At 31.2% G+C, this 8,276-nt stretch carries 9 protein-coding genes; 6 read left to right on the top strand and 3 right to left on the bottom strand.

All coding sequences use genetic code 11. The features are described 5' to 3' along the window. Together AC3ATN_RS08160 and AC3ATN_RS08155 are read left to right on the top strand one after the other, a co-directional pair. Window positions 1-1,763, top strand: a 1,763-nt coding sequence (locus AC3ATN_RS08160) for a leucine-rich repeat domain-containing protein (RefSeq protein ID WP_487532783.1), incomplete at its 5' end; no start/stop codon positions are given. Between the two features lie 61 nt (window positions 1,764-1,824). Then, a complete protein-coding gene (locus tag AC3ATN_RS08155; protein WP_487532782.1) occupies window positions 1,825-2,154 on the top strand; it encodes a hypothetical protein in 330 nt (109 codons plus the stop codon). A gap of 63 nt (window positions 2,155-2,217) precedes the next feature. Here AC3ATN_RS08155 and AC3ATN_RS08150 read toward each other — a convergent pair whose 3' ends face one another. After that, on the bottom strand, window positions 2,218-2,718 hold the full coding sequence (locus tag AC3ATN_RS08150) for a nuclear transport factor 2 family protein (protein ID WP_487532781.1): 501 nt from the start codon (window positions 2,716-2,718) through the stop codon (window positions 2,218-2,220). 78 nt (window positions 2,719-2,796) lie between these two features. Here AC3ATN_RS08150 and AC3ATN_RS08145 point away from each other — a divergent pair, with 78 nt between their 5' ends. Genes AC3ATN_RS08145 through AC3ATN_RS08135 form a run of 3 tightly spaced genes read left to right on the top strand, consistent with a single transcriptional unit; the run spans window position 2,797 to window position 5,313 of the window. Then, a complete protein-coding gene (locus tag AC3ATN_RS08145; protein ID WP_487532780.1) occupies window positions 2,797-3,738 on the top strand; it encodes an alpha/beta fold hydrolase in 942 nt (313 codons plus the stop codon). A gap of 16 nt (window positions 3,739-3,754) precedes the next feature. Then, window positions 3,755-4,144 (top strand): hypothetical protein, encoded by a 390-nt coding sequence (locus AC3ATN_RS08140; RefSeq protein ID WP_487532779.1) that lies wholly within the window; start codon window positions 3,755-3,757, stop codon window positions 4,142-4,144. Continuing rightward, a complete protein-coding gene (locus AC3ATN_RS08135; RefSeq protein ID WP_487532778.1) occupies window positions 4,144-5,313 on the top strand; it encodes a DmpA family aminopeptidase in 1,170 nt (389 codons plus the stop codon). Before AC3ATN_RS08140 ends, AC3ATN_RS08135 begins: the two co-directional genes overlap by 1 nt. Window positions 5,314-5,325: 12 nt before the next feature. On the opposite strand, the gene AC3ATN_RS08130 is transcribed toward AC3ATN_RS08135, so the two are convergent. Both AC3ATN_RS08130 and AC3ATN_RS08125 read right to left on the bottom strand, forming a co-directional pair. Beyond that, on the bottom strand, window positions 5,326-6,546 hold the full coding sequence (locus tag AC3ATN_RS08130; protein ID WP_487532777.1) for an NADH:flavin oxidoreductase/NADH oxidase family protein: 1,221 nt from the start codon (window positions 6,544-6,546) through the stop codon (window positions 5,326-5,328). 3 nt (window positions 6,547-6,549) lie between these two features. Beyond that, window positions 6,550-7,491, bottom strand: coding sequence for a DUF1295 domain-containing protein (locus AC3ATN_RS08125; RefSeq protein WP_487532776.1), 942 nt, complete (start codon window positions 7,489-7,491; stop codon window positions 6,550-6,552). A gap of 115 nt (window positions 7,492-7,606) precedes the next feature. Between AC3ATN_RS08125 and AC3ATN_RS08120 the strand changes: the two genes are divergently transcribed. Then, a complete protein-coding gene (locus AC3ATN_RS08120) occupies window positions 7,607-8,197 on the top strand; it encodes a DNA/RNA non-specific endonuclease (RefSeq protein WP_487532775.1) in 591 nt (196 codons plus the stop codon). The last annotated feature ends 79 nt before the right edge of the window (window positions 8,198-8,276 follow it).

The following is an 8,276-nucleotide window of genomic DNA, read 5'->3' as shown; positions in this document are numbered from 1 at the left end:
CCGTTCACTCAAATAACTTAACTGAATTAGATTTAGACAACAATGTGAATCTGACTGACTTGATTATTAATGATAATGGTATTAGTTCAATTGATTTATCAAATAACACTTTACTAAACAAATTAATTATTAGTGGTAATAACTTAACCTCTATAGATTTATCGTCAAATACTAACTTAACTAATCTGGAATTAGGATTTACTGGATCTGGACAAACAAATAAAATGACCTCTATTGATCTAACAAACAATGTGTCACTTGATAGAATCGCTCTTGGAAATATAGGTCTTACTTCAATTGATTTATCAAACAATGTAAATGTTAAGTCTTTATATTTAACTGCAAACCAGCTTACTTCGTTGGATGTTTCAAACAACAGTGAACTTGTGTCAATTTACGCAAGCTCTAATCAAATTCCATCATTAGATTTTACTAATAATGCCAAGCTTACATTTTTAGAACTACAAGTTTTGGGATTAACTTCATTGGACGTAGCTAATAGTCCCGATCTTATAAGTCTTTATGTAATGTATAATCCTCTGAATTCATTGGATGTCTCAAACAATAATAAACTCACAACATTATATGCCGGTAGTCAAACCGCAAACCTGTCTTGTATTCAAGTAAGCACAAGTCAATTAGCTAATATTCCATCTGATTGGTTAAAAGATGAATCAACGCAGTATCTTACAGAGTGTATAGTTTGTAATGCAGAATCCACATTATCTTCTGGAGCGCTAACTCAAACAACAACAATAGGATCTCCTATAATTCCTACTGAAATAATTTTATCTTCGGCTTGTTCAGATACTACATATTCAATGTCTTATACCGATAATTCTGTCCCAGGATTAATTGTATCCTTTACAGAGAATACAATAAACTTATCGGGAGCTCCTGCTTTAGAAGGGACTTATGATTACTCAATTCAAGTTGTATCGACAAATCTCACTTATAATCAAACAAGTTCTACCACACTAAACGGAACTATTACTTCGATTGCTCCGAGTTTATCCGCTACCTTAACTAGTGGTTCACAAACTCAGACAGTTACAGCAACCAATTCAATTACAAATATTGTATATACATATTCAACAAATTATAGTGGACCACTAGATGCACAAGCAAGTAATTTACCACCCGGAATAAGTTTGTCTCTAGTTAATAATATAGCTACACTTTCTGGAACAGCTACAAGCTCTGGAACCTATAACTATAGTATAAGTGTTTCAGCAGGATCAACTAACCAGACAGTACAAGGAACAATTACTGTTAATGAGGGTCCCCAATATGGAAGTTCTGCTGTTGATCAAAGTCAAACAGTTGGAGGTTGGAGCGCAGGAGGTCTAACACAATGGCAGTCATTCACTGTTGGAGTTAAAGGAAAATTAACTGAATTTCAATGGAAGATGGGAAATCCTGTTACAGAATCTGAACCCCAATCAGTAACATTTAAAATTTATTCAGGTGAAGGAAATGGCGGAACTCTTTTAGCCACAAGCTCAGGTCTTTTAACTCCTGATTATAGAGATGATGATGGAAATTACATTGGTGAACAATACATTAGTTATGATCTTAGCAGTGTAGGACTATTAGTTGATGTTAATCAAGTTTATACGATGGAAATAACTATTACTTCTCAAAATGTTGGTTTTGTTCCTTTAAACATCAATAATCCCTATACTAGGGGAATAGCAAGTCATGCAGGTAACGCAAATTCAGATTATCTTTTCAAAACATTTGTTGCTCCTCAAACTAATTAAATTTAAAAACATTGGTTTTATAAAAACTTATATTTAATTTTAGGGCTTTGAATTAAAGAACATGAAGACATTAATTATAATTTTAGCTTTTTTAAATTTTAATCAAGATTTAGATCCTAACAAGTACCTAGATGGAAAATGGTGTGAGGGAATAGATAAAGAATGTTTTTACTTTACTTATTCTGATGGTTTAATGTTTTTTGAAATACCCGATGGTGGATTTAGATCTGGAGTTGAATCAATTAAATATGACAAAAAAGAAAATAGAGTATACTGGAGAATTGTAGGTACTTCAAAGAAGACTCAATATTTTCAAATCTTAAAAAATAAAAAATATGTAGAGTATTTCGATGGAAATAAAATTAAAAGAATAAGAAAGTACTCTAAATAATTTTTACAACAGCAAAAAAAATCCTTCTAAAATTAGAAGGATTTTTTGTTCAAAGGAAAGATGTTAATCAGACATTCCTGCGTTATATGCAGTAGGGTCGAATGCATTGTACATTTCAGAGATTTTATCACCTTTCCATTTCATCCATGAATATCCTCGTACAATAAGATCTTCTCCAGTTTTTTTATTTTTACCATGCCAGGTGTACCAATAGTTGGTAAAAATTTCACCATCATCATAATACATAGTGTATGTATCTGTATCCATGTGATGAATATTTTCATAATACTTAAAGCCTTCAGAAAAACCTGCAACCAATTGGTCAAAATTTATATCAGAATCGTTAATCATAATTTTTGCATCTTCAGTAAACAAATCTGATACGCTTGCTAAATCGTTAGCAATATATGCTTTTGAAAAGCTTTGGGCTGCTAATGATTTTTGATCGCCTTTCTCTATTGTTCCAAAATGATTTTCAGTTTTATTTAGAGTATTTTCATTTTGCTTTTTTTCTCCGCAACTAATGATAGTTATGGAACAAAGCATTAAAATTAATTTTTTCATATGTGAGTTAATTGTTATTTTATGTATCAAATTTAAAGCTTATTATTGTCTATTAAAAATTTATAATTCCAAGTAATTATGAGGAAATTAAATTTTGTTATTCTATTTTTAATCACATTTCAATATATGCAGGGACAAGAGATATCATTTTATGAAGATAATGACGAAAGTTTTGCAGATGTCAAAATTAGTGAAAGTTTAATATTTACTTGTAGAGTCGGAGGTTTTCAAAATAAAGGAGATACAGTTGTTTTGCTTCATGGTTTTCCTGAAACTTCACGAATGTGGAAAGATTTAATTAAAGTGCTTGTTCAAAATGGGTATAAGGTTATAGCTCCTGATCAAAGAGGATATAGTAATGGCGCTAGACCCTCAAAAGTTGAGGATTATTCGATTGAGAATCTCTCTCAGGACATAATAAATATAGTTAATGCTTTTGAGGAAGAAAAATTTCATCTAATAGGGCATGATTGGGGAGCGGCAATAGGATGGGGTTTGAGTGCGTCTCAAAGAGATAAAATAATAAGCTATACTGCACTTTCTGTTCCACATACAGATGCTTTTGGTGATGCAATAAGCAATGATAAAGTTCAAGGTAAGAAAAGTTACTATATGTACCTTTTTAAAATTAAATTTATACCAGAGATTTATTTCAAGTTATTTAACTATGTAAATTTAAAAAGATTATGGACAAGTAGTGATAAAAGTGAGATTGATAGCTATATTGGGGTATTTAGTCAAAAAAATGCTATAAAAAGTGCTTTAAACTGGTACAGAGCCACAAGTTTAAGTCGTTCCAAACAAATTGGAGATATACATGTTCCGACTTTAATGATTTATGGCAAGAACGATATGGCAATTGGAGAAAAAGCAGTAGACGAAACAGAAAAGTATATAAAGTCCTCATATAATCTTAAGAAGATTAATTCCTCTCATTGGTTAATTCAAGATTCTTTTAATTTTGTTTCACAAGAAATTTTAAATCATTTGAATAATTTTAAAAATGCCATTATTTTATAAAATCATGAAATTATATATGTTTCTATTATTTTTTTCCTCTTTTTCTTTTGGACAGGACTTGATTTGGAAATCATATGTAGGTCCTGATGGAGATAGAACCTTTGAAATTGCATTTTATTCTGATGGTTCAATATGGACTCAAGGTGTGGAGTTCAACTATATTCGTAATGGAAAAAAATCTACGGTTTTAAAAAGTATAGATGGGATAAGATCTCTTCACGACGATATGTTTTATGTTTTAAAGACGAGGCAAACCATCTTAAACAAAATGTATGAAATTAAAAGTGGTAAATTTTCACCTGTAGAATTAAGAATCGATGGAGAAGCCAAAACTTATTATTTTACAAAGTTTGCAATTAAAGAGTTTGGAAAAGCATTAGATAAATACATTAAAAATCAAGAATAATGAAAAGACTAGTTTGTGTTTTTATTATACTGATTTACTGCCAGTCTCAGGCTCAAAAACCAAGAGCTAGAGACTTGGGTATCCCATTTATTGGTAAAACTGGAATAAATAACTCCATAACTGATGTAAAAGGTGTTGAGGTCGGTTATAGCACTATTATATCTAATAGTGATGAAAATATTATTGGAAAAGGACCTGTAAGAACAGGGGTTACTGCAATATTTCCCAGAGGTAAAGCAAAGAAGTTTAGCCCTGTCTTCGCTAACTGGTATAGCCTTAATGGAAATGGAGAAATGACAGGGACTACTTGGGTAACTGAATCTGGGTTTCTTGAAACCCCAATTATGATAACCAATACAAATAGTGTTGGAGTAGTTAGAGATGCAATTTTAAAATGGTATGTAGATACAGATTGGTATAGTGGAGAAGACTGGTGGTACACATATCCAGTTGTTGGTGAAACTTATGATGGATTTTTAAATGACATATACGGTTTTCATGTAAAAGAAGAAAATGTAAAAGAAGCTATAAATAACGCATCAGGAGGTAAAATTGATGAGGGAAATGTTGGTGGAGGAACAGGGATGAGGTGTTTGGGTTTCAAAGGAGGGACAGGTACTTCATCAAGAATATTAAAAATTAAAAATTCAATCTATACTGTTGGTGTAATCGTACAATCAAACTTTGGAAGTAAAAAGAATTTAACTATAGCTGGAGTTCCAGTAGGTGTTGAGCTGAAAGACACACTAAACTTTGTTTACAATGGGCCACCAAAATCTAGAATTGAGGAAGGAGATGGGTCTATAATTGTTGTACTAGCCACAGATGCTCCGTTTTTACCACATCAATTAAAAAGAATTTCACAGAGAATCCCTTTGGGAATAGGTTTAGTAGGAGGGAGAGGAAGCAATGGATCTGGAGATATTTTTCTAGCGTTTTCTACTGCTAATGAAAATGCTTTCAATCGAGACGATACAACTACAGTTAAAACTTTTTCGAATGATTTAATTACTCCTTTTTTTGAAGCAACTGTTCAGGTGGTAGAAGAAGCAATTATAAACGCCATGGTTGCTGCTGAAACTATGGAGGGAGTCAATGGAAATATTGTATATGCTCTACCTCATGACTTAGTTATTGATGTTTTAAAAAAATACAATCGTTTAAAATAAAATAGAAATAATTTAATTTTTAATAAATGATTTAAAGAAAATATTTTTTAAACTAAAAATAATCGCTGCCAGACCACTTAATTCTAATTTTGGTTCTTTTCCTTCTCCGATTCTATGTATTTGTAATTCATACCAAGGTAATTCAACTCCTCCTAATCTATCTAAAATTTTAATTCCAGACGAGGGGAGTGGGGTTTTTAAATGTTTTAACTTTCCAGATAAAACATCTTTAGCTAAATTAGTATATAGGCAATAGGGCCTTGCCAATCCAATTATATCAAGTTTATCTTCAATTAATGCTTGTTCCATTATTTTAGTTGATCTAAACCCCCCAGTGAGCATTAATGGTTTATCTGTTATCTTTCTTGCTTTCTCTACATAATCTAAAAAATATGCTTCTCTTTTTTTAGTACTTTTCTTTTGTTTATGACCAACCATTGCTGGCTTTTCATAAGTTCCTCCTGATACTTCAATTAAATCAATTCCTTCATTAGATAAAATCCGTAATACTTCCATTGATTCTTCCTCTGTAAAACCTCCTCTTTGAAAATCAGCTGAATTAATTTTAATTCCAATAGGATATTTTTTTCCAACTTGATCTCTTATTTCTCTATATATTTCTTTTATAAAACGTGCTCGATTTTCCAAGGAACCTCCCCACTTGTCATTTCTTGTATTACTTAAAGGAGATAGAAATTGACTCACCAAATAACCGTGAGCACCATGAATTTGACAGCCTGTAAATCCAGCTTCTTTCATTATTTTTGCTGTATTTCCAAAACGTTTTATTATGTCCCATATTTCATCTTCTAATAATGGAGTCGGTTTTTTGAACATAGCTGATGCTCCTCCCATTTTTAAAGAAACTGCGGATGGACCAACTATTTTTTTATTTATTGCTGCGAATGCCTGACGTCCAGGATGATTAAGTTGTGGCCAAATATGTGTCCCAGTTCCTTGTATAGATTTCGCCCACTCTTGAAGTAATCCGAAATTAGAATAATCTTCAACTACTACATTTCGTGGCTCACCAATAGCATTGGAATCAATCATTATATTTCCAGTAATTAGTAAGCCAGCCTCACCTTTTGACCAAATTTTGTAGGCGTTTATAAGATTTTTAGTAGGTGCATTTTTTAACGTCCCCATATTTTCACTCATTGCAGATTTTGCAATTCTATTTTGTAAATGACTTCCATTGGGAAGTTTAAAAGAGGAGTTTAAATGTTTCATCAACTAAATTATTTTGGTTTTACCTGGAAAAAACATATTAGTCGTTTTTTGATATTTTTTGTAATCGGGTCTCTTTTTTAAAGAATAGTATTCTGATGGTATAGCTCCTGTATAATAAACAAGCGTTGTATACATAAGCCTAGAGATGTAGATTAGTGAAATTAATAATCCTATCCACAATAATAATTTCTCATTAGCCAATAGGTAAAATAGAGAAGGAAGTGAAGATAGAATTAGCGCGTTCCAAATCATCCACTCAGAAAAATAATTAGGATGTCTAGAATACTTCCATAACCCAACATTACAAACTTGTGCTTTCTTTTTTTCTAAAAAACATTTTTTTAAAAATTTGTGCTTTTGAAAATCAGCTAAATGCTCCATTATGAAGAATAAAACCCAAATAATATATCCTGACACTTCTAATAAAGAGAGATGCTCTTGGGGATTAAAGACTTGAATTATTGCGGGTAGAGCCAAAAAAGTTGTGTTTGCAAAACATTGAATTAATATTTCATACTGAAGTGAAATAGTTTCATTTGCATATTCTAATTTTCGCCATCTTTTTCTTTGAAACTGATATCTTGAAAGTTCAGAATTTAAATACCCCTTTTTAAACAATATTAAAGCTCCTAGGCCCATCCTCAATCCAGAAAAAAAGTACATTCCTGCAACACAATATGTTCTTAACCAATAACCATTTCCATGAATTAGCACTAAAAATGATATCAAAACAAGCCCCCATGGCCATGCAATGTCAACATAGGACATTCGTTTTGTGAAGTAAGCAGGAATACAAACTACAAATAAGAAAAGAAGAATCTGAATTAAACCATTCAACAAAGAAAAGCTCTTAAAAGAATTTGTGTTTGTCAAAAGAATGAAGCATAATATAAAAGGAAGATATCCAAGGCTTCTTCTGAATATATTACTTAGGAGTCTGTTCATACATTAGCTACTTTGACTTAATTATTAAAGTCAATTTTTAAAGATAACAATGTTTAATTAATCAAACATGATTAAGTATGCGTTTAGTTAAGCTTATTTCATAAATTTAAGCGACATGAAAAATCTTCTTTTATTTTTATTATTTAAATCGTTAATTTCTTACGGTCAAGAAAAAAATGAAAATTATATTATAGAGGATAGGATATTTACAGTTTCATACAATGAGGTATATGAACAACCAAATTGGATAGAATATAAAGTAAGAAAGATCAAAAAAAACTTTAATAGAAAGGGACGTGATTTTTATAATGTAGATACTGTGTTTACATCAAATAATGCAGATTATAAAAACAATATTTGGGATAAAGGTCATCTTGCTCCTGCAGCAGCATTTTCTGATACTGAAGCGAATTTAAATGCTACATTTTCTTTTTTAAACTGCACTTTACAGCATAATAACCTTAACAGATATGAATGGGCTCAATTGGAAAGAAAAGTAAGAAATTGGGCTTCCAAAGGAGATTTAAGTGTTAGAGTAGATGTTGTTTTTGAAAATAATCACCAAATACTTTCCACAGGAGCTCATATACCAAGCGCCTTTAAAAAGAGTATAAGGTTTCCTGACGGAACTACTAAATGCTTTTACTTTCTCAATCAACCAACAAATGGAAAGGATTGGACTGAATTTGAAATACAATGCAATTAAAAATAATCTTCATAAAAGTTAATAAAACGTAATTATTTCCCGATACAGAAATTTTGAAAGACATTTCCTAAAATATCGT

This window comes from Candidatus Marivariicella sp., assembly GCF_983056325.1.
Note: the sequence above shows the minus strand (reverse complement) of the source record. Positions and strands in the feature narration are given on the sequence as shown.

Coding starts and splice junctions, on each gene's coding strand:
- AC3ATN_RS08155 (WP_487532782.1), top strand. CDS start 1,825: ATGAAGACATTAATTATAATTTTAGCTTTTTTAAATTTTAATCAAGAT.
- AC3ATN_RS08150 (WP_487532781.1), bottom strand. CDS start 2,718: ATGAAAAAATTAATTTTAATGCTTTGTTCCATAACTATCATTAGTTGC.
- AC3ATN_RS08145 (WP_487532780.1), top strand. CDS start 2,797: ATGAGGAAATTAAATTTTGTTATTCTATTTTTAATCACATTTCAATAT.
- AC3ATN_RS08140 (WP_487532779.1), top strand. CDS start 3,755: ATGTTTCTATTATTTTTTTCCTCTTTTTCTTTTGGACAGGACTTGATT.
- AC3ATN_RS08135 (WP_487532778.1), top strand. CDS start 4,144: ATGAAAAGACTAGTTTGTGTTTTTATTATACTGATTTACTGCCAGTCT.
- AC3ATN_RS08130 (WP_487532777.1), bottom strand. CDS start 6,546: ATGAAACATTTAAACTCCTCTTTTAAACTTCCCAATGGAAGTCATTTA.
- AC3ATN_RS08125 (WP_487532776.1), bottom strand. CDS start 7,491: ATGAACAGACTCCTAAGTAATATATTCAGAAGAAGCCTTGGATATCTT.
- AC3ATN_RS08120 (WP_487532775.1), top strand. CDS start 7,607: ATGAAAAATCTTCTTTTATTTTTATTATTTAAATCGTTAATTTCTTAC.